Genomic DNA, 19,960 nt, shown 5'->3' with positions numbered 1-19,960 from the left:
ACTAGCGTCGGCGGCACACCCGAAAATACTGGTAGGAGGTGGTACTTCGATACTGGTGCCGGGCGGATCCCCTCTCGGTACTTGCAGAATTTGCCGCCGCCCACCGTGGGGCGGGGCCGTAATTGGGAGGTACGAGTGACGACCCCTTCGCAAGCCTCGTTTTTCATCGAGGACGCCACCATCGAGCGTTCCGAGAATGCCGCAGCTCCGAGATCCGACGTCGTAGTCAAGGGACGAAATGTCGAGATCCCCGATCACTTCCGAATCTACGTTTCGGAAAAGCTGGCGCGACTCGAACACTTCGACCCCTCCATATTCCACTTCGACGTGGAACTCCAACATGAACGCAACCGACGACAGGCCAAGAGTTGCCAGCGCGTCGAGATCACCGCTCGAGGTAAAGGCCCGGTGGCCCGAGCCGAAGCGTCCGCAGACAGCTTCTACGCCGCCTTCGAATCGGTGATCGACAAGCTCGAGAGTCGCCTCCGTCGAACCAAGGACCGCAAGAAGGTCCATTACGGCGACAAGCGACCGGTGTCCGTCGCGGAGGCAACCGCCTCCCTCGTCGACGCAGACTCACTCGGAGTCACACCGGACATTTCGCTGAACGGTCAAGAGCCGGACGAGTACGACGGCCCGGGACGCGTGGTCCGCACGAAGGATCACCCGGCCGAGCCGATGACCATCGACGACGCTCTCTACGAGATGGAACTGGTCGGACACGACTTCTTTCTCTTCCATGACAAGGAGTCGGACAAGCCGTCCGTCGTCTACCGTCGTCACGCTTTCGACTACGGATTGATCCGCCTGACATGACCCAATCGGTGGTGGGTTTGCTCGCTCGCCGCCGGTAGCGCCTACCATGGAATCCGGCCGGAGTTTTCGGACCCCGGCCGGATTTTCAGTGTGTGACCCCCTGTCGCCGAAGATTGAGGACGAAGAAGACTGTGCCGTCGCTGTCGCTATCGAAGCTGCTCCGTGTTGGTGAAGGTCGCATGGTCAAGCGGCTCAAGCACATCGCCGAGCATGTGGAATCTCTGTCGCCCGATGTCGAAGGCCTGACAGACGAGCAACTCAAAGCCAAGACCACCGAGTTCCGTGAGCGCTATGCCGCCGGGGAAACTCTCGACGAGTTGCTGCCCGAGGCATTCTCGGTTGCCCGCGAGGCGTCGTGGCGCGTGATCGACCAGAAGCACTTCCACGTGCAGATCATGGGCGGCGCGGCCCTGCACTTCGGCAACGTCGCCGAGATGAAGACCGGTGAGGGCAAGACCCTGACCTGTGTTCTTCCGGCATACCTGAACGCGATCGCGGGTGACGGCGTCCACGTGGTGACGGTCAACGACTACCTCGCCAAGCGTGACTCCGAGTGGATGGGCCGCGTTCACCGCGCCCTCGGCCTCGAGACCAGTGTGATTCTCTCGGGCATGACGCCGGCCGAGCGCCGCGTCGCCTACGCAGCCGACATCACGTACGGCACCAACAACGAGTTCGGCTTCGACTACCTGCGCGACAACATGACGCATTCGTTGGACGACCTGGTCCAGCGTGGCCATGCGTTTGCCATCGTGGACGAGGTCGACTCGATCCTCATCGACGAAGCCCGAACCCCCCTCATCATCTCGGGCCCGGCCGACGGCTCCAGCAAGTGGTACAGCGAGTTCGCGCGCATCGCGCCGCTGCTGAAGAAGGACGTTCACTACGAGGTCGACATCCGCAAGCGCACCATCGGTGTGCACGAGGCGGGCGTCGAACTGGTCGAGGACCAGCTCGGTATCGACAACCTGTACGAAGCCGCGAATTCGCCGCTGGTGAGCTACTTGAACAACGCGATCAAGGCCAAGGAGCTCTACACCAAGGACAAGGACTACATCGTCCGCGACGGTGAGGTCATCATCGTCGACGAGTTCACCGGCCGCGTGCTGGTCGGCCGCCGCTACAACGAGGGCATGCACCAGGCGATCGAGGCCAAGGAGAAGGTGGAGATCAAGGCGGAGAACCAGACCCTTGCCACCATCACCCTGCAGAACTACTTCCGTCTGTACGACAAGTTGTCGGGCATGACGGGTACCGCCGAGACGGAAGCTGCCGAGCTTCACCAGACTTACACGCTCGGTGTGATCCCGATCCCGACAAACCGTCCGATGGTCCGAGTCGACAACGGTGACCTCATCTACAAGACCGAGGAAGCCAAGTTCGACGCGGTGGTCGACGACGTCGTCGAGCGCCACGAGAACGGCCAGCCCGTCCTGATCGGTACCACCAGCGTCGAGCGCTCGGAGTACCTGTCCAAGCAGTTCACCAAGCGCGGCGTTGCCCACAACGTCCTCAACGCCAAGTTCCACGAGAAGGAAGCGACCATCATCGCCGAGGCCGGTCGCTCCGGCGCGGTCACCGTCGCGACCAACATGGCCGGCCGCGGTACCGACGTCGTGCTCGGTGGTAACCCGGACATCATCGCGGACATCGCGCTGCGCAAGAAGGGCCTCGACCCGGTCACGACGCCGGACGAGTACGAGGCAGCTTGGGACGCAGTCCTGGACGAGGTCAAGGCTGAGGTCAAGGCAGACGCCGAGAAGGTCCGCGATGCCGGCGGCCTGTACGTCCTGGGCACCGAGCGTCACGAATCGCGCCGAATCGACAACCAGTTGCGTGGTCGTTCCGGACGTCAGGGTGATCCCGGCGAATCGCGGTTCTACCTCTCGCTCGGTGACGAGCTCATGCGCCGTTTCAACGGTTCGGCACTCGAGTCGATCATGACGCGCCTGAACCTGCCCGACGACGTCCCGATCGAAGCCAAAATGGTCTCGAAGGCCATCAAGAGCGCTCAGACCCAGGTGGAGCAGCAGAACTTCGAAATTCGCAAGAATGTCCTCAAGTACGACGAGGTCATGAACCAGCAGCGAACGGTCATCTACAAGGAGCGCCGCCAGATCCTCGAGGGTGAGGACATGGAAGGCCAGGTCGAGCAGATGATCACTGACGTGGTCACCGCCTACGTCGACGGTGCCACCGCCGAGGGATACGTCGAGGACTGGGATCTCGAGCAGCTGTGGACTGCGCTGAAGACGCTGTACCCGGTCGGCATCGATCACAAGACGTTGGCCGGGGAGGACGGCGCAGGCATCAACAGTGACCTGAGTCGTGACGACCTGCGAACCGCTTTGCTCGAAGACGCCCACGCGGCGTACAAGAAGCGCGAAGCCGAGATCGATGCGATCGCCGGCGAAAACGGTATGCGTGAACTCGAGCGTCGTGTCTTCCTCTCGGTCCTGGACCGTAAGTGGCGTGAGCATCTCTACGAGATGGATTACCTCAAGGAGGGAATCGGTCTGCGTGCGATGGCCCAGCGCGATCCGCTGGTCGAGTACCAGCGCGAGGGTTACGACATGTTCATCGGCATGCTCGACGGATTGAAGGAAGAGTCCGTCGGATTCCTCTTCAACCTGCAGGTCGAAGCAGCTCCGGCGCAGCCCGCAAGTGGAATTTCCGTCACCGCGGGCTCTGCCGCCGCGGCGTCCGCCACGGCGCCCAAGCCGCTCCCCACGCAGGAAGCTGCGGCCAGGACTGCCGGAACTGCTGCCCCGACGGCGTTGCGCGCCAAGGGACTTGACGACGAAGGTCCGTCGCGTTTGACGTACACCGGCCCGGACGAGGACGGCAAGGCAAAGGCAACACGTGACTCGGCTGCCGACACCGGCGACGGTGCCGCCTCTCGTCGCGAACGTCGTGAAGCAGCACGGACGCAGTCGAAGAGCAATCGAGCTCCGAAGTCCAAGCGCAAGCGCTGAGGTATTAGCGCAGTCAGTACTCGGCAGGCTGGACGGTCACACCACGTGTAGTGCGGTGACCGTCCAGCCTGTTTCGTCTGTGTGGTCGATCCGGCCTGCGACGGCAAAAGTCTGCGTGCCTCGTGTGTACGTCGCACAGACTTCGGCGGTACTCTCCGACACTGCTTGAACGTGGGTGCGGTGAACGGCCGCGCCGCCCAGCTTCCGGGCCGAGAAATCCGAAGTGTAAAGTCTCGCAACAACTTCCAGGACGGACGGCGTCAACACGCCCTTGAGTTGCCGTGGATTTCGTCGTCGGTCGACGGTTTCGAGAACCAGACGTAGTGATCGGTTCCAGAAGATGTCGGCACCTACCAGCCGCGGTTCCGGAGCGTGAGTGAACCCGGTACTGGGCGACGTTCCGTTGTGTGGCGTCTTTCGCGGGCGACGCAGCATCCGGTCTGTTCGGCACTGCGTTCGGTCTGGCCGGCACTGTGGCCGCGACAGCACGACGGTATGCGGGTGAGGCTCGAATTGCGGCGCCGGCTCGAGAACGATCTTGCAGTCCTGCTCCATGACATCCCCCCGGATGATCCTGCGTCCGAGACAGCTGTCTCGGACTTCGCTCCCCCGAGCGATGGTGAGAAGCATGACACGAATCGCTCGAGATGTCGCCGTGATCACCATCGCGACTTAGGGTGATGGCGTGCGGGGACTTCTGTTGGATGTCGGTGGCGTGCTGTTCGGTCCGGGATCGGATCTCGACGGCTTGAGCGCGGTCGTGCGCGCGGTGAAGGCCCGCGGAATCGTGACGGGAATCGTCAGCAACGATCCCGGCGGCGCCAGTGCTCAGTGGTTGCGGGATCTCGGCGACGGGGTCTTGGTCGACGACGTGATCTTGTCCGGTGATGTCGAGATGGCAAAGCCCGACGCCGAGATCTATCTGTTGGCAGCGAGTCGTTTGGGCGTCGAGCCGGAGGATTTCGTTTTCGTGGATGATCTCGAAATCAACGTCCGGGCGGCTGTGGCCGTCGGGATGGTCGGGGTCCATCACGTCGGCTCGGAATCGACCATCGAGGAGTTGTCGATTCTGTTCGATCTCGGCGAAGGAGGGGACACGAAGCCATGGTGAACAGACTGACGACTCAGGATGCCGCTTTCTACTTCCTCGAAGCCGGGACGACGCCGATGCATGTCGGCTCGTTGGGGATCTTCAGGCAACTGCGAAACGGGATCGATCACGAGGAGTTGCTTCGACTTGTCGAAGAGCGGCTCGGATCGGTTCCGCGGTACCGACAGAGAGTTCGCGAGGTGGCGTTCGGTCTGGCCCGCCCGGTATGGGTGGACGACTCGGATTTCGACATCACTTATCACGTTCGCCGATCTGCTCTGCCCAAACCGGGTTCCGACGAACAGCTGATGGATCTGATCGCGCGGCTGACGTCGAGACCACTCGACAGCACGAGGCCGTTGTGGGAGATGTACCTGGTCGAGGGGCTGACCAGAAACAGATTTGCCATCTTCACGAAGTCTCATTCGTCGTTGGTGGACGGCGAGGCGGCTCCAGAGATCAGTCAGGTGATCTTCGATCCGGAGAAGAATCGAGCGCCAGGCCCCGAAGAATTGTGGATGCCCGCCAGGCCGCCGAGCGATACCAGCTTGTTGGTCAGTGCACTGGCGGATCTCGTAACGAGCCCGGGGGAGGGGATCGCACGGGCGCGTGCAGCGTTCAACGACGTGACCACATCCGTCACCGAGGCTGTGAGTGCACTCGGGAAACTCGCGGAAGTGGTTCGAACGGCGACGCAGGTAGCCCCGTCGAGCCCGCTCAACGCCACCATTTCGCGCAATCGACGCCTTGCGGTGGCCAAGACGTCTCTGGAGGACTATCGACGTATTCGCGCGCGGTACGGGTGCGAGATCAACGACGTGATTCTGACCGTCATCGCAGGTGCGATGCGGAACTGGTTGCTCTCGCGCGGTGAACCGGTGACCGAGGCGACCATCGTGCGAGCGATGGTGCCCATGTCGGTCTACACCGACGGCCCGGAGAGTCCTGACGTCGACGATCCGCAAGCGCCCGGACATGTTTCCTCGTTCCTCATCGACCTGCCTGTCGGTGAACCCAACGCGGTGGTTCGGCTCTCGCACGTGGCCCATGCGACGGAGGCATTCGCGCGTCAGGGTCGGCGGGTCACCGCGCAGACGATGGTGCGAATGTCCGGGTTTGCGCCGGCGACGCTGCACGCGATGAGCTCCCGCGCGGCCAGTAGTCTGTCGCAGCGAATGTTCAACTTGATGATCACCAATGCGCCAGGGCCGCAATTTCCGCTTTACCTCGGTGGTGCTCGGATGCTCGAGATGTATCCCGTGTCGCCACTGCTCAAGAATCAGACACTCAGCATCGCCCTGACGTCGTACGACGGAAATGTCTACTACGGTTTGAATGCCGACCGTGACGCGATGTCGGACGTCGACGTCGTTCGTTCGCTGATCTTCGAGTCACTCGAGGAATTGACGGATGCGAGTCGGTGACGAACGAGCATGAAGGTGGTCTCATGAGGGTGTACGTACCGGCGACGGTCGAGATTTTGCAGCAGTTGGTCGCAGATCAGGAGTTCGACCCTATGAGCCGGACGGCTTTTGCGGTCACCCCGACTCTGCGTGAGTCGTACGCGGCGGGGGACGACGACGAGTTGGCCGAGGTCGCCATGGGTGAGGCTGCGCGTGCGTCGCTGCGACTGATCGCCGGAACCGAGGGTGACGTCACCTTCCGGCGTGCTGTCGTTGCCGCCGACGTCGACGATGCCGATGTGAAGTTACGGCCCGATCTCGACGATTCGGTAGTCCGATTGGCGGGTCCTGTCACGATGGCTCAGGTTGCATCTGTGCATGTCGACCTCGAACAGGCAGAATCGGACATCGAGCGCGCTGCTGGCATAGTCGACGCGGCGGATCTCGGTGACGCCGATGCCGAGTTCACGCTCGGTGACGCGGAGGACCACGAGTTGGCGTGGTACGCCGCGCAGGAGTTGCCGTTCTTGCTCGACCTGCTGTGAATGTGCTTACCGTGAAGTAACCTACGGTACCGTAACCTGATAACCTACGGTACCGTAGGCAGTGGGTTCGGAAGGTGAGAGGTGGAGGTCTGATGGGTCTGAAGGACTGGATCGAGGCACCGGCAGCGTCGGTAGTTCCGGCAGCGCGGTCGAAGCTCAATCTGCTTCGCGGTGCGGCGGCTCGGCTGACCACACCATTGCTTCCCGACGACTATCTTCACCTCGCGAATCCGTTGTGGTCCGCGCGCGAGCTGCGTGGTCAGATCGTCGAAGTCCGGCCCGAGACCACGGACTCGGCGACCATCGTCATCAAGCCGGGTTGGGGATTCGACTTCAACTACCAGCCGGGGCAGTACATCGGCATCGGTCTGCATATCGACGGCCGCTGGCATTGGCGGTCGTACTCACTTACCTCGCCTCCCAACTGGGAGAACAAGCGCATTTCCATCGCGGTCAAGGCCATGCCCGAGGGCTTTCTCTCGAGCCACCTCGTCAGCGGGGCCGTGCCGTCGGGAACCATCGTTCGACTGGCCACGCCTTCGGGCAACTTCGCGTTGCCGGATCCGCCACCGGAGAAGATCCTGTTCATCACCGCCGGCAGTGGCATCACTCCGGTCATGGGCATGTTGCGGACGATGAACCGGCGCGGTCAATTGCCCGACGTCATGCACATCCACTCGGCTCCGACGGAATCCGACGTGATGTTCGCCGACGAACTCACAGCACTGCACGCCGAGCACGAGGACTTCGTGAGCCACGTTCAACTCACGCGCCGTGACGGAAAGTTCAAACTCAGTTCTCTCGACACGGTCTGCCCCGACTGGCGCGAGCGCCACACCTGGGCGTGCGGGCCCCTCCCGTTGCTCGACGAGCTCGAAGACGTCTGGAAGGCGGAAGGCATCGAGGATCGACTCCACATGGAGCGGTTCGCCGTATCGCGCATCGACGCTTCGGCCGACGGTGGCACGGTCACGTTCGAGAAGTCGGGTAAGACGATCACCGTCGACGGTGCGACAACGCTTCTGGAGGCAGGCGAGCAGTCCGGTGCCTTGATGCCGTTCGGTTGCCGCATGGGCATCTGCCAGACGTGTGTCGTACCTCTCGTTGCCGGCCACGCGATCGATCTACGCTCGGGGAAACAGCACGCGGAGGGCGAGCGCATCCAGACGTGCATCTCCGCCGCCGCCGGCGACTGTACGCTGGACGCATAGCTTCTAGGCACACGGAGGACCACGGTGGCCATCACCGATATCAAAGAGTTTTCGCACCTCACCGAGGCCGATGTCGAAGCTCTCGGACGTGAACTCGATCAGATTCGACTCGACATCGAAGACTCTCGTGGGATCCGGGACGCCCGCTACATTCGTCGCGTCATTCGCGTCCAGCGGGCGTTGGAGCTCGGCGGGCGTATCGCATTGTTCGGCAGTCGGTACCGACCGGCATGGTTGGTCGGCACGACCCTGCTGAGCCTGTCGAAGATCATCGAGAACATGGAGCTCGGGCATAACGTCATGCACGGGCAATGGGACTGGATGAACGATCCCGAGATTCACTCCGTCTCGTGGGAGTGGGATCAGACCGGTCCTTCCGAGCATTGGAAGCGCGCCCACAACTACCAGCACCACACGTACACCAACGTCGTCGGTATGGACGAGGATCTCGGTTTCGGGATTCTGCGTATGACTCGTGACGAGCCGTGGAAGCCGATCAACCTCTTCCAGCCGATCGCCAACGTGATCTTGGCGGCCACGTTCGAGTGGGGCATCGCGCTGCACGACCTCACGGCGGCAGCCGAGTTGGAGGGCGCGGAAAAGGGGCAGCTGAACTCGCAGGCGAACAAAGACTTCGCGCGCAAGATCTTTCGTCAGGTGGGCAAGGACTTCATCTTGTTCCCGGCGCTGACGGGGCCGGCGTGGAAGTCGACCATGTCGGCCAATGCGACCGCGAACCTCGTGCGCAACCTGTGGGCGTACGTCGTCATCTTCTGTGGCCACTTCCCGGACGGTGCCGAGAAGTTCACGGTTGCCGAATTCGAGCAGGAGACTCGTCACGAGTGGTACCTGCGCCAGATGCTCGGTAGTGCGAACTTCAATTCCGGCAAGCTCATGGGACTCATGAGCGGCAATCTGAGCTACCAGATCGAGCACCACGTGTTTCCCGATCTGCCGAGCAACCGCTATCCCGAAATCGCTGTGAAGATGCGTGCATTGTGCGAGAAGTTCGATCTCCCGTACACCACCGGTTCGCTCTTCAAGCAGTATCTTCTGGCTCTGCGCACCATCCACAAGTTGGCTTTGCCGGACAAGTGGCTGACCGCAACCTCGGACAATGCTCCGGAAACGTCTTCGGAACTGCGGTTCCGCGACTCGGGATTCCGGGACGCAGCCATGGCGATGGTCGAGGACCTTCGTACCGATCCGATCACCGGTAAGCGTCTCGGTTTGTTGACCGCACTCAAGTCGCAGGCCCGTTCCCGCATGCCGAAGCGCCGGAAGTGATATAGGTTACATCGGGAAAAACCTAACCTACGGTGCCGTAAGTTACGCTACAGTAGGTGCAGTTGATCTGAACGATTGGAATCGATGATCGTTCTGCACTTACTACTTTGCGCCTAACTCACTGCTAGGAGGCTTTCCATGGCGATTGCAGATGTCAAGGAATACGCACATCTCACGGACGCCGACATCGAGGCGCTCGGCCGCGAACTCGACGCGATTCGTCGCGACATCGAGGAGTCGCGCGGCGAGAAGGATGCGCGATACGTGCGCAACGTCATTCGTCTGCAGCGTTCGCTCGAAATCGGCGGCCGCGCAGTGCTTTTCGCGAGCCGTCGTCGTCCGGCGTGGCTCGCCGGAGTTGGCCTGCTGACGCTCTCGAAGATCATCGAGAACATGGAACTCGGGCACAACGTGATGCACGGGCAGTGGGACTGGATGAACGACCCGGAGATTCACTCCACCTCGTGGGAGTGGGACGTCACCGGCCCGTCTGCGCACTGGAAGCAGACCCACAACTACCTGCATCACAAGTACACCAACGTCCTCGGAATGGACGACGACGTCGGATACGGACTCCTCCGCGTCACCCGCGATCAGCGCTGGAAGCCCTTCAACGCCGGCAACCTGGTCTACAACACGCTGCTCGCGCTGTTCTTCGAGTACGGCATCGCCGCTCAGCACCTCGAGCTCGGCAAGGTGGCCAAGGGCCGCGCCGACAAGGAAGAGACGCAGCGCAAGCTCCGTGAGGTCGGCGAGAAGATCGGCAAGCAGGTCCTGCGCGACTACGTCATCTACCCGGCCATCACCGGCCCGGCGTGGAAGAGCACGTTGTCGGCCAACTTCACCGCCAACACTTTGCGGAACGTGTGGACCAACGCGGTCATCTTCTGCGGCCACTTCCCGGACGGTGCCGAGAAGTTCACCAAGGAAGACATCGACAAGGAAACGCAGGCTCAGTGGTACCTGCGTCAGATGCTCGGCAGCGCCAACATCGAGGGCAGCGCGCTCATGGACTTCATGACGGGCAACCTGAGCTACCAGATCGAGCACCACCTGTTCCCTGATCTGCCCAGCAACCGCTACAAGGACATCGCGGTCACGGTGCGTCAGCTCGCGGACAAGTACGACTTGCCGTACACGACCGGCCCGCTTGCCGTGCAGTACGCCAAGTCCTGGCGAACCATCGCCAAGCTGTCGCTGCCCAACAAGTACCTCAAGGACACCGTCGACAATGCGCCCGAGACGGCGTCGGAGCGGATGTTCGACGGCGAACTGACCTCGACTGTCGATCCCGTGACCGGGCGCCGCAGTGGCCTCAAGAGCGCCATCGCACGTAAGCGCAAGAGCGGAAAGCTGCGCAGCCTCCTCGGCCTGCGCTGATCGTCGACTGCGCTGACCGTAGACAGCAAGCGGCCCGACACCATTCGATGGTGTCGGGCCGCTTTGCTGTTCTCGCCCGGAACGTCGCTCGGGGGCGCTCAGTACTGATCGTTGGACTTGATCGCTTCCAGCAGTTGTCGCACAGCGACGACGCGTCGAGCTGATTTGCCCTCCAGCAGGTCGAGCTTGCATTCGGGATCTGCCGGCGGTCCGAGGTGCGTGCATCCGCGCGGGCAATCCTCGATCGCCGCAGCGAGATCCGAGAACGCCGCCACCACGTTCTCGGGCGAGATGTGCGCCAGACCGAACGAACGGATGCCCGGGGTGTCGATCACCCAGCCGCCACCGGCGAGAGGGAGCGCCACCGATTGCGTCGACGTGTGCCGGCCCTTGCCGACGCCGGATACAATGCCGACCGCTCGATTGGCATCGGGGACAAGGCGATTGACCAGTGTCGACTTTCCGACGCCGGAATGTCCGATCAGGGCGGTCAACTTGTGCTCGAGGATCTGCGTCAGTTCGTCCAGGGGATCGTCGCGACCGGCGACGACCACTTGGATGTCGAGGTCGGCGAACGTGCTCGCGAATTCCTCCGGCGGTTCGAGGTCGCTCTTGGTCAGGCAGACGATCGGCGTCAGGCCACCCACGTAGGCGGCGACCAGTGCGCGCTCGACGAAGCCGGTGCGCGGTGGGGGATCGGCGAGTGCCACGACGATGAGAAGCTGCTCCGCGTTCGCGACGACGATACGTTCGAAGGGATCGGTGTCGTCGGCGGTCCGTCGCAGAACCGTCGAACGCTCGGAGACCCGGACGATGCGCGCCAGGGTGTCGGTTTTGCCCGACAGATCGCCGACTATGTCCACCTGATCGCCGACGACGATGGGGGTTCGGCCAAGTTCGCGGGCGCGCATCGTGACGATCAGCCGGTCGGGATCGCCGCCGAGGACGCAACCCCAACGGCCACGATCCTTCGACACCACCATCCCCGATTCGGCCGAGAGATGTTCGGGCCGAGTCTTCGTACGGGGGCGGGATCCGCGCCCGGGGCGTACCCGGACGTCGGACTCGTCGTACTGCCGCGGACTCAGAAGCTTGCCTTCGGTGCCGCCGACGAACTCTCGAGCATGTCGATCCACATGTTCTCGAAGCCCGGCAGTGTCTTGGCTGTGGTTCCGACATCGTCGACCTCGACACCGTCGACGACCAGGCCGATGATGGCGCCGGCTGTTGCCATGCGGTGGTCGGCATACGAGAGCCATTGTCCGCCATGGAGTTCCGCGGGAACGATCGTCAGGCCGTCATCGGTTTCGGTGACGGAGCCGCCGAGTTTGTTGATCTCGTCGGCGAGGGCGGCGAGACGGTCTGTCTCGTGCCCGCGCAGGTGCGCGATTCCTCGTAGATGCGAGGTGCCCTCGGCGAGAGCGGCCAGGGCCGCCACGGTGGGGGTCAGCTCTCCCACGTCGTGGAGGTCGATGTCGATGCCGCGCAGTTTCTCCGGGCCGCGGACGGTCAGGACACCATCGGCGAGAGTGACGTCGGCCCCCATCGAGGCGAGGATCCCGCGGATCGCGTCGCCGGGTTGCGTCGTCGACGACGGCCACATCGGGACGCTGACGGTTCCGCCGGTCACTGCGGCAGCGGCCAGGAACGGTGTGGCGTTGGAGAGATCGGGTTCGATCGCCCAGTCGACGGCGCGCACCGGCCCCGGTGCCACACGCCAGGTGTCCGCGTCACCGCCCGTGGCTGGCGTCGTCACGGAAACTCCGGCCTCGCGGAGCATCTCGACGGTCATGTCGATGTGTGGCATGGACGGGACGGGCTTGCCGTCGTGGTGAACGGTGACACCCTCTTCGAACGCAGCAGCCGAGAGCAGGAGACCGGAGACGAACTGCGACGAACCGGATGCGTCGATGGTGACCGTCCCGCCGCGTAGGGATCCGGTTCCGGTGACGGTGAACGGGAGTGCGTCACCCTCGATCCGAGCGCCGAGACCGCGCAGTGCTTCCAAGATGGTGCCGAGCGGTCGTGTGCGTGCTTGCTCGTCGCCGTCGAAGTGGACGATGCCGTCGGCCATCGCGGCGAGTGGCGGCAGGAAGCGCATCACGGTGCCGGCCAGGCCGCAGTCGACCTCGCCGCCGCGCAGGGGTCCAGGGGTGATGCGAAGCGTGGTCGCATCACCGGCTTCCTCGACGCCGATGCCGAGGTCACGCAGAGCTGCGATCATCAGGTCGGCGTCACGGCTGCGGAGTGCACCGGTGATCGTGGACGGGCCATCCGCAAGTGCGGCCAGAATCAGAGCTCGATTGGTGATGGACTTGGATCCGGGCAGCGTCACCACTGCATCGACGGGTGCTTGGGCCCTCGGGGCGCTCCACAGACTCAGACTCACATGGTCCATCTTCTCTCATCGGTGGGGGAATGGTCGAAACCGTGCCACCCTGGGTGTCATGTGCGGAAGGTATGCGACCACAGCGGACCCGGCCACCCTGGCGGTGGAACTCGATGCGCTCGACGAGACCGACCACTCGGCGCCCGTCGAAGCCGATTACAACGTGGCCCCCACGACCGAGGTGTTGACCGTCGTCGAACGCCACGATCGGGAGAACCCCGACAGCGATCCGACCAAGAGGATTCGGCGGATGCGGTGGGGATTGGTGCCGTCGTGGACCAAGGAACTGGGCAAAGGCCCGGTCCTGTTCAACGCCCGCGCCGACTCGCTGGCGGAGAAGCCGGCGTTTCGGACCGCCTTCAAGTTCAAGCGTTGCCTGGTCCCCATGGACGGGTGGTACGAGTGGCAGACCGAGGCCACCGGCGGGAAGAAGGCAGCGAAGATTCCTTACTACATGCACCCCGACGACGGATCACGGCTGTTCATGGCGGGCGTGTGGTCTGCCTGGCGGGACCCGAGTGTCGAGAACGCGAGCCCCGTTCTGAGCTGCTCGATCGTCACGGTCGACTCTCTCGGTCACCTCGAGCAGGTTCACGACCGCATGCCCCTCGCCCTGCCTCGTGACCGCTGGGAGGCGTGGCTCGATCCCGACAACACCGTCGATTCGGCTCTGCTCGAACCGGTACCGGACCTCTTCGAGCGGATCGACGTCGATCGAGTCCGGCCGCTGGTCAACAGTGTCAAGAACAACGGGCACGAGTTGATCGAGCCGGACGTCGACCGTGCCGGCGAGCAGATCAGCCTGCTCTAGCAGTCAGCCGAGAGCCCAGGTGACGGTCACTTCGAACGAGACCTGCTGGGTTCCCGGGGCGAGAACCATGTCGGACATCGAGGCGTCGGGAGCGCGCATGGTCTGACCGCCACTCGTGTCGTGTGCCTCGGTGATGGTCACGACGTTTTCGAGCGACGTCCCGGACAGATCCGCGTACTGCTCGGCACGGTTCTTCGCGTCCTCGAAGGCACGGGTGCGAGCGTCGGCCAGAAGCTGAGAGTCGTCGTCGATGGCGAAGGCGACGTTACCGAGCCGTGCCGCGTTTCCGCCCGCCGCGATGCCGGCGTCCAGGACAGAAGAGGCCTTGTCGAGATCGCGGACGACGATTCGTACCGAGTTGGTCGCCCGGTAGCCGGTCACGTTGCCGCCGACGAACGGTCCGCCGCTGGCGTCGTACTGCGGCTGGACGGACAGATCGCTTGTCTGCACGTCCTCGGGGGCAACCCCGGCGGCGACTATCGCGTCGATCATCTGACGGGCCTTGTCATTCGCCTCCGAGACCGCTCCCGATACATCCGGGGCAACCACCTCGATGCCGATGTCGGCATTGAGGATGTCCGGCGCCCCGCGGACCTGCCCTGATCCGACTACCGTGACTTCCTTGGCGGCATTGTCCGAACTCCCGCAGGCCGTCAGCGAGACGGTGAGAGCTGCCGTCGCAGCGGTCAGTGCAAGAGTTTTCAGGTGTGGTCGCATGGTGAGACCGTAGCGACCGGATACTCAGCCCGCCGTGATTTGCGCCGTGACCGCGCCACTGAGCTGCGCGAGGTCCGTCGGAGCCAGCTCGATTTCGAGGCCGCGTCGGCCGGCGCTGCAGAGAATGCGGTCCCAGTCGAGCGCCGACGCATCGATCACTGTCGGCAGTTTCTTGCGCTGGCCGAGCGGTGAGATACCGCCGAAGACGTAGCCGCTCGAGCGCTCGGCTTCGGCGCGATCGGCCATGACGGCTTTGCTCGCACCGAGGGCAGCGGCTGCACCCTTGAGGGAGAGCTTGTCCGGGACCGGCAGGACCGCGACGGCGAGCTTGCCGGTGTCGAGTTTGACGACCAAGGTCTTGAAGATCTGTGCGGCCTCGACGCCTGTCGACTCTGCCAGTGCAGTGACCGCCTCGTCGCCGAAAGATTCGGCGCGAGGATCGTGGTCGTAGCTGTGGACGCGGTGCGGTGTCTTCGACTTGTCGAGAAGTACGGTCGCAGGGGTCGCTGTTCCGGCCATGAGGAACACCCTATGTGGATCGCCGACAGGTGCATCCGACCAGGCCGGGAACAGAGTCGCTGACTCCCGTGTTGGTACCAGTTGATGAAACTTGTCCCGAGAAGCGAAGGAGCGACCGTGCTGGCTGTGTGTGAGCCACCACCGGCCCGTGGGTCGGATCTTCAGTTGGCGGTAACCTTGATCCCTACGGCTAGTGAAGGGATCAGAGTGCTGGAACACGACCGGCCCAAGGACGAACCGTCAGAGGTAGCTGAACCTATCGACGGCGCAGTGTCCGAAACGCCCGAAACTGCGGATGAGTTGATTGCCCGGTTCGAGCGCGACGCGCTCCCGCTGCTCGACCAGTTGTACGGCGCTGCCTTGCGTATGACGCGGAATCCCGCTGATGCCGAGGATCTCGTGCAGGAGACGTACGTCAAGGCGTACACCGCTTTCCGCTCGTTCCGTGCCGGTACCAACCTGAAAGCCTGGCTGTACCGGATTCTCACGAACACCTACATCAACTCGTACCGCAAGAAGCAGCGCCAACCCGCGCAGTATCCGACGGACGAGATCACCGACTGGCAGTTGGCCGCCACCGCCGAGCACACTTCGACGGGGCTGCGATCGGCCGAGGTGGAGGCGCTCGACGCGTTGCCTGACGACGACATCAAGGCGGCGCTGCAGTCGCTTCCCGAGGAATTCCGTATGGCCGTGTACTACGCCGATGTCGAAGGATTCCCGTACAAGGAGATCGCGGAGATCATGGGCACACCCATCGGAACGGTGATGTCGCGACTGCACCGTGGTCGCAAGCAATTGCGTGGTCTTTTGGCCGATGTCGCAAAAGACCGGGGATTCAATCGGGACGGCGCGGTCGACACAGCCACAGTCGCAGCCACCGAGACGGAAGGTGTCACACGATGAGTGAGCAGGACGAATTCGAAAGGCTCGACTGCTCGGCAGTCATCGCCGACGTCTGGTTGATGCTCGACGGTGAATGCGACGATTCGAGTCGTGCTCGCCTGCAGCGTCATATCGACGATTGTGGATCGTGCCTCGAGGCCTACGGGATCGAAGAGAAGGTCAAGAGCCTGATCAACCGTAAGTGCGGTGGAGACCACGCGCCGGAAAGCCTGCGTCAGAGGCTCACCGTCGAGTTGCGTCGGACCATCGTCATAACGACTACCGAAACCGACAGCTAGCCCGTCAGCGAAGATCTGAGCGGCAGCAGTCGGAAGGCAGTAACGCCGAGGGGCGGGGAAGCAATGCTTCCCCGCCCCTCGGACGTTTTGTTGCGCTACATGTCAGGCGTTTGGACGCTTGCCATGGTTAGCGGCGTTGCCCTTACGGCTGCGCTTCTTACGACCACGCTTACCCATGATTGGTCTCCCTTCTGTTTCTTTCGCGTCATTGTTTCACGCCGATGCCGGTGTGGTTCCATTGGCAGGTCGATCGAGTGATCCGTCGACGTATTTTCGTGGTCAGAGTGCAGTTCCGACAGAAGTGAGGTTCACGATGGCAGAAGACGTGCGCGCCGAGATGGTTTCGACGGTCTACCAGGTCGTCGTGAGCGAGGGAGACGTCGTTGCGGACGGCGACACCCTGGTCATCCTCGAATCCATGAAGATGGAGATTCCCGTCCTGGCCGAGGTTCCTGGAACGGTGACGACGGTGGGCGTCAAGGTCGGCGACGTGATTCAGCAAGGCGATCTGATCGCCGTGATCTCCTAAGCCGGACGATGTCCACTCTCAGTGACCTCCTCGCCGAACACACCGATCTTCCCGGTGCGGCGGTCGACCATCTCCAGCGCGTCGTGGGGGAGTGGCAACTGCTCGCCGACCTCTCCTTTGCCGACGTTCTCTTGTGGGTGGGCACCGAATCGGAGAAGAACCGATCCGAGGGGACGGTCATCTGCGTCGCGCATTGCCGGCCGACAACGGCATCGACGGCTTTTCCGGAGGATGCGGTCGGAACGGTCGTTTCCGAGTCCGAGCACCCGCAGGTTCTTCGCGCTCTCGTGGAGGGCCGCGTCGTGCGCGGGGAAGACGAGACGTGGCGTGAAGGAATGCCGCCGCGTCGGGAAGCCGTTCCGGTGCGTCTGGACGGGCGAGTCATCGCTGTTCTGAGCCGCGACACCAACCTGTCGCACCAGCGAGCGCAGAGTCCGCTCGAACTCGCGTATCTCGATTGCGCCGAAGACCTGTGTCAGATGATCAGCGACGGAACCTTCCCGATCCGAGAATCGCGCTCCGACACGAACTCGAGCCCACGTGCGGGCGACGGCTTCATCCGTCTCGATACCGAAGGCACCGTCGTCTATGCCAGCCCGAACGCGCTCTCGGCCTATCACCGGATGGGTCTGAGTTCGGATCTGGTGGGCCAAGACCTCGCAGCGCTGACCCGTTCGTTGGTCACCGACCCGTTCGAGTCTCAGGAAGCTGCGGGATACATCCGAGATACGTTGGCGGACAAGCCCGGTCGCCGTATGGAGATCGAGGCGCGCGGGGCGACCGTTCTGCTGCGAGCCCTGGTTCTCAAGCCGGGCGGCCGGCATGTCGGTGCGGCGGTCGTCGTCCGCGACGTCACCGAGGTCAAGCGTCGTGATCGCGCTCTACTGAGCAAGGACGCAACCATCCGCGAGATTCACCATCGAGTGAAGAACAATCTGCAAACCGTCGCGGCGCTTCTGCGTCTACAGGCCAGGCGAACCGGCAACGACGAAGCGCGACAAGCGTTGACAGAGTCGGTGAGACGCGTGACGTCCATCGCCCTCGTTCACGACACCTTGTCGATGTCGGTGGACGAAGAGGTGGATCTCGACGAGGTGATCGACCGGTTGGTTCCCATGCTCTCCGATGTCGCGGGAGTAGGTGTGCCGGTGACGATTCGGCGTGAGGGCAGTTTCGGAGTGTTCTCCGCCGAGCGCGCCACCCCGCTGGTCATGGTGCTGACGGAGTTGGTGCAGAACGCGATCGAGCACGCATTCGATCCGGGTGTGACCGGCACGGTCACACTCAGTGCCGAGCGTTCTGCACGCTGGTTGGACGTGATCATCCACGACAACGGGCGCGGACTGCCAGAGAACTTCGACCTCGAGAAATCCGATCGGCTCGGACTCCAGATCGTGCGGACTTTGCTGGGCGCCGAACTCGGTGGCTCGCTCGGACTGCACCCGGGAAGCGGAGGCGGTACCGACGCGGTTCTGCGTGTGCCGCTCGGTAGACGTTCTGCGCGTTACTGATTCGAGCCGCGTTAGCGATTCGAGCAGACAAAAAGCCCGGCACCATGTGGTGCCGGGCTGTCGTCTTCGACTGTGCAGAGGGGCTGTTCTCCGCCGCGAGTCGAACGTCTCGGTTCTACCTAGACGGAAGTGCGTGCACGGGTACGTGCGTTACGACGCTTGAGTGCGCGACGCTCGTCTTCGCTCATTCCGCCCCAGACGCCTGCATCCTGGCCGGACTCGAGAGCCCACGACAGGCACTCGGCGGTGACGGGGCAGCGGTTGCAGACAACCTTGGCATCAGCGATCTGAGCGAGGGCCGGTCCACTGTTTCCCACAGGGAAGAACAGTTCGGGATCCTCGTCGCGACAGATTGCGTTGTGGCGCCAGTCCATCTTTTTTCGCTCCTTAATTGGGTGTGTATTCACACCATTTGGTACCAATGAGTTTGTGTGTGCGTCATCAATGTTTCCGCACTGTTACTTGTGAATGCTTTCACGAACTCGCGGTATGTCAATAGGTTTGAACGGGTTCGTGGGCCAACTCACTAATTTGTGACACACCTGACGGCCACCTGGGCGTCACCGGCATTTTACCCGATTTCGACCTTTTGGCACCAGAGTTTTTGCAGGTCAAACGTGTTGCCTGACTCACGTCGTAATCGGTGCGAACACTTCCAGTGCATCCGGGACCGAGGTGAATTCGACCTTTTCACGAAGTCCGATGTAGTCGCCGTCCATCTGGAGTCCGATCGGTCGCGACGATTCGATGGTGATTGTCGGGACGTCGTCGGTGCGTAAGAGAACCTTCGATTTCGGCTCCGCGCCGCGTGCGAGTAGTTGCCGCACAACCCGCAGGGACGGCAGAACTTTGGTGCTCGTCATGGCGAAGATGCCGAGTCCACTGTCGAAGGTCGTTCCCGGATTGGTGTGGACGGGACGCTCTTCCAGATATGTCCACGGGCTCGAGTTCGAGACGAATGCGTAGTGGACTCCGGAGACGGGATCCTGATCGGGAAGGTGGACGGTCAGCGCTGGTTCGGCTCGCTTGGCACGGAAGAACGCCGCGATCGCGGTTCGGACATACCGGGCGGGTGTGGCGGCGTCACCGTTCTTACGGCTGGCGTCGACGGCCTCGCACACATCGGCGTCGAGGCCCATTCCGGCGTTGAACGTGAACCAACGGTTGTCGCAGTGTGCGAGCCCGATTCGGCGCCTGGTCCGTTCGGAGAGGAGGTCGACGAGCTGGTTCGTGGCGTCGATCGGGTCGGCGGCAATACCGAGTGAGCGCGCGAAAACGTTTGCCGAGCCTCCCGGGACGACAGCGATCGTCGGGATCGGACCGACCGGAACCGATTTCATCGACGCGGGATGCGGTGACCCGAGCAGTCCGTTGACCACTTCGTTGACCGTTCCGTCGCCGCCGTGGACGATCACCGAGCCGAAGCCGTCTTCGTGGGCTTCGCGCGCCAGTTCGGCGGCATGACCCCGATGTGTGGTGTGCGCCACAGTAAGTCGCACCCGACTCTCGAGGGCGTGTGCCAACAGGTCACGACCGGCAGCGGTGGTGGAGGTGGCATTGGGGTTGACGATCAGCAGTGCGCGCACGGGGCAT

The 19,960-nt window shown here is 62.9% G+C and carries 21 protein-coding genes; 13 read left to right on the top strand and 8 right to left on the bottom strand.

Annotated features, from left to right (window positions below):
- The first annotated feature begins 135 nt into the window (after positions 1–135).
- Both hpf and secA read left to right on the top strand, forming a co-directional pair.
- Positions 136–816, top strand: coding sequence for a ribosome hibernation-promoting factor, HPF/YfiA family (hpf, locus tag ABIE52_RS10965; protein WP_003940893.1), 681 nt, complete (start codon positions 136–138; stop codon positions 814–816).
- Between the two features lie 131 nt (positions 817–947).
- Entirely contained in the window at positions 948–3,791 is a 2,844-nt protein-coding gene (secA, locus tag ABIE52_RS10960) for a preprotein translocase subunit SecA (RefSeq protein WP_007731191.1), read from the top strand.
- A 36-nt stretch (positions 3,792–3,827) separates the two neighbouring features.
- Here the strand turns inward: secA and ABIE52_RS10955 are convergent, their stop codons facing one another.
- Positions 3,828–4,457, bottom strand: a complete 630-nt coding sequence (locus ABIE52_RS10955; protein WP_007731192.1) for an Rv3235 family protein — start codon at positions 4,455–4,457, stop codon at positions 3,828–3,830.
- 19 nt (positions 4,458–4,476) lie between these two features.
- Between ABIE52_RS10955 and ABIE52_RS10950 the strand changes: the two genes are divergently transcribed.
- From ABIE52_RS10950 to ABIE52_RS10925, 6 genes are all read left to right on the top strand, one after another.
- A complete protein-coding gene (locus ABIE52_RS10950) occupies positions 4,477–4,902 on the top strand; it encodes an HAD-IA family hydrolase (protein ID WP_003940859.1) in 426 nt (141 codons plus the stop codon).
- Positions 4,896–6,305 (top strand): WS/DGAT/MGAT family O-acyltransferase, encoded by a 1,410-nt coding sequence (locus ABIE52_RS10945; RefSeq protein WP_007731194.1) that lies wholly within the window; start codon positions 4,896–4,898, stop codon positions 6,303–6,305. The genes ABIE52_RS10950 and ABIE52_RS10945 overlap by 7 nt, the downstream gene beginning before the upstream one ends.
- A gap of 23 nt (positions 6,306–6,328) precedes the next feature.
- Entirely contained in the window at positions 6,329–6,829 is a 501-nt protein-coding gene (locus ABIE52_RS10940) for a DUF6912 family protein (protein ID WP_030535010.1), read from the top strand.
- Positions 6,830–6,921: 92 nt separating this feature from the next.
- Entirely contained in the window at positions 6,922–8,040 is a 1,119-nt protein-coding gene (locus ABIE52_RS10935; protein ID WP_003940928.1) for a ferredoxin reductase, read from the top strand.
- Positions 8,041–8,064: 24 nt separating this feature from the next.
- Positions 8,065–9,327 carry a fatty acid desaturase family protein gene (locus tag ABIE52_RS10930; protein ID WP_003940901.1) on the top strand — a complete coding sequence of 421 codons (1,263 nt, stop codon included), beginning with the start codon at positions 8,065–8,067 and terminating at the stop codon, positions 9,325–9,327.
- Positions 9,328–9,465: 138 nt separating this feature from the next.
- Entirely contained in the window at positions 9,466–10,707 is a 1,242-nt protein-coding gene (locus tag ABIE52_RS10925; protein ID WP_003940700.1) for a fatty acid desaturase family protein, read from the top strand.
- A 98-nt stretch (positions 10,708–10,805) separates the two neighbouring features.
- On the opposite strand, the gene rsgA is transcribed toward ABIE52_RS10925, so the two are convergent.
- Together rsgA and aroA are read right to left on the bottom strand one after the other, a co-directional pair.
- Positions 10,806–11,843 carry a ribosome small subunit-dependent GTPase A gene (rsgA, locus tag ABIE52_RS10920; RefSeq protein ID WP_030535009.1) on the bottom strand — a complete coding sequence of 346 codons (1,038 nt, stop codon included), beginning with the start codon at positions 11,841–11,843 and terminating at the stop codon, positions 10,806–10,808.
- Entirely contained in the window at positions 11,792–13,105 is a 1,314-nt protein-coding gene (gene aroA, locus ABIE52_RS10915) for a 3-phosphoshikimate 1-carboxyvinyltransferase (protein WP_030535008.1), read from the bottom strand. Before aroA ends, rsgA begins: the two co-directional genes overlap by 52 nt.
- A 49-nt stretch (positions 13,106–13,154) precedes the next feature.
- Between aroA and ABIE52_RS10910 the strand changes: the two genes are divergently transcribed.
- On the top strand, positions 13,155–13,907 hold the full coding sequence (locus tag ABIE52_RS10910; protein ID WP_030535007.1) for an SOS response-associated peptidase: 753 nt from the start codon (positions 13,155–13,157) through the stop codon (positions 13,905–13,907).
- Positions 13,908–13,910: 3 nt separating this feature from the next.
- On the opposite strand, the gene ABIE52_RS10905 is transcribed toward ABIE52_RS10910, so the two are convergent.
- Together ABIE52_RS10905 and ybaK are read right to left on the bottom strand one after the other, a co-directional pair.
- The gene (locus ABIE52_RS10905) at positions 13,911–14,624 is read right to left on the bottom strand and encodes an SIMPL domain-containing protein (protein WP_030535006.1); all 714 of its coding nucleotides are present in this window, start codon (positions 14,622–14,624) and stop codon (positions 13,911–13,913) included.
- A 24-nt stretch (positions 14,625–14,648) separates the two neighbouring features.
- Complete coding sequence (gene ybaK, locus ABIE52_RS10900; protein WP_030535005.1) at positions 14,649–15,143, bottom strand: Cys-tRNA(Pro) deacylase; 495 nt, start codon at positions 15,141–15,143, stop codon at positions 14,649–14,651.
- A 207-nt stretch (positions 15,144–15,350) separates the two neighbouring features.
- Between ybaK and ABIE52_RS10895 the strand changes: the two genes are divergently transcribed.
- Both ABIE52_RS10895 and rsrA read left to right on the top strand, forming a co-directional pair.
- Complete coding sequence (locus ABIE52_RS10895; RefSeq protein ID WP_054782092.1) at positions 15,351–16,049, top strand: sigma-70 family RNA polymerase sigma factor; 699 nt, start codon at positions 15,351–15,353, stop codon at positions 16,047–16,049.
- Complete coding sequence (rsrA, locus tag ABIE52_RS10890) at positions 16,046–16,327, top strand: mycothiol system anti-sigma-R factor (protein ID WP_003940722.1); 282 nt, start codon at positions 16,046–16,048, stop codon at positions 16,325–16,327. Before ABIE52_RS10895 ends, rsrA begins: the two co-directional genes overlap by 4 nt.
- Positions 16,328–16,429: 102 nt before the next feature.
- On the opposite strand, the gene ABIE52_RS34025 is transcribed toward rsrA, so the two are convergent.
- Positions 16,430–16,504: a 50S ribosomal protein bL37 gene (locus tag ABIE52_RS34025; protein ID WP_022597109.1), complete on the bottom strand. Its 75-nt coding sequence runs from the start codon at positions 16,502–16,504 to the stop codon at positions 16,430–16,432.
- Between the two features lie 136 nt (positions 16,505–16,640).
- Here ABIE52_RS34025 and ABIE52_RS10885 point away from each other — a divergent pair, with 136 nt between their 5' ends.
- Both ABIE52_RS10885 and ABIE52_RS10880 read left to right on the top strand, forming a co-directional pair.
- Positions 16,641–16,856, top strand: a complete 216-nt coding sequence (locus ABIE52_RS10885; RefSeq protein ID WP_007731208.1) for a biotin/lipoyl-binding carrier protein — start codon at positions 16,641–16,643, stop codon at positions 16,854–16,856.
- A gap of 8 nt (positions 16,857–16,864) precedes the next feature.
- Positions 16,865–18,367, top strand: a complete 1,503-nt coding sequence (locus tag ABIE52_RS10880; protein WP_003940890.1) for a sensor histidine kinase — start codon at positions 16,865–16,867, stop codon at positions 18,365–18,367.
- A 119-nt stretch (positions 18,368–18,486) separates the two neighbouring features.
- On the opposite strand, the gene ABIE52_RS10875 is transcribed toward ABIE52_RS10880, so the two are convergent.
- Both ABIE52_RS10875 and ABIE52_RS10870 read right to left on the bottom strand, forming a co-directional pair.
- The gene (locus ABIE52_RS10875; protein WP_003940950.1) at positions 18,487–18,741 is read right to left on the bottom strand and encodes a WhiB family transcriptional regulator; all 255 of its coding nucleotides are present in this window, start codon (positions 18,739–18,741) and stop codon (positions 18,487–18,489) included.
- Positions 18,742–18,996: 255 nt separating this feature from the next.
- Positions 18,997–19,953, bottom strand: a complete 957-nt coding sequence (locus tag ABIE52_RS10870; protein WP_007731209.1) for a diacylglycerol/lipid kinase family protein — start codon at positions 19,951–19,953, stop codon at positions 18,997–18,999.
- Positions 19,954–19,960 lie beyond the last annotated feature (7 nt).

This window comes from Rhodococcus sp. OAS809, from assembly GCF_040546695.1.
GTDB classification, from domain to species: Bacteria; Actinomycetota; Actinomycetes; order Mycobacteriales; family Mycobacteriaceae; genus Rhodococcus_F; species Rhodococcus_F qingshengii.
This window is presented reverse-complemented; position numbering and strand designations above follow the sequence as displayed.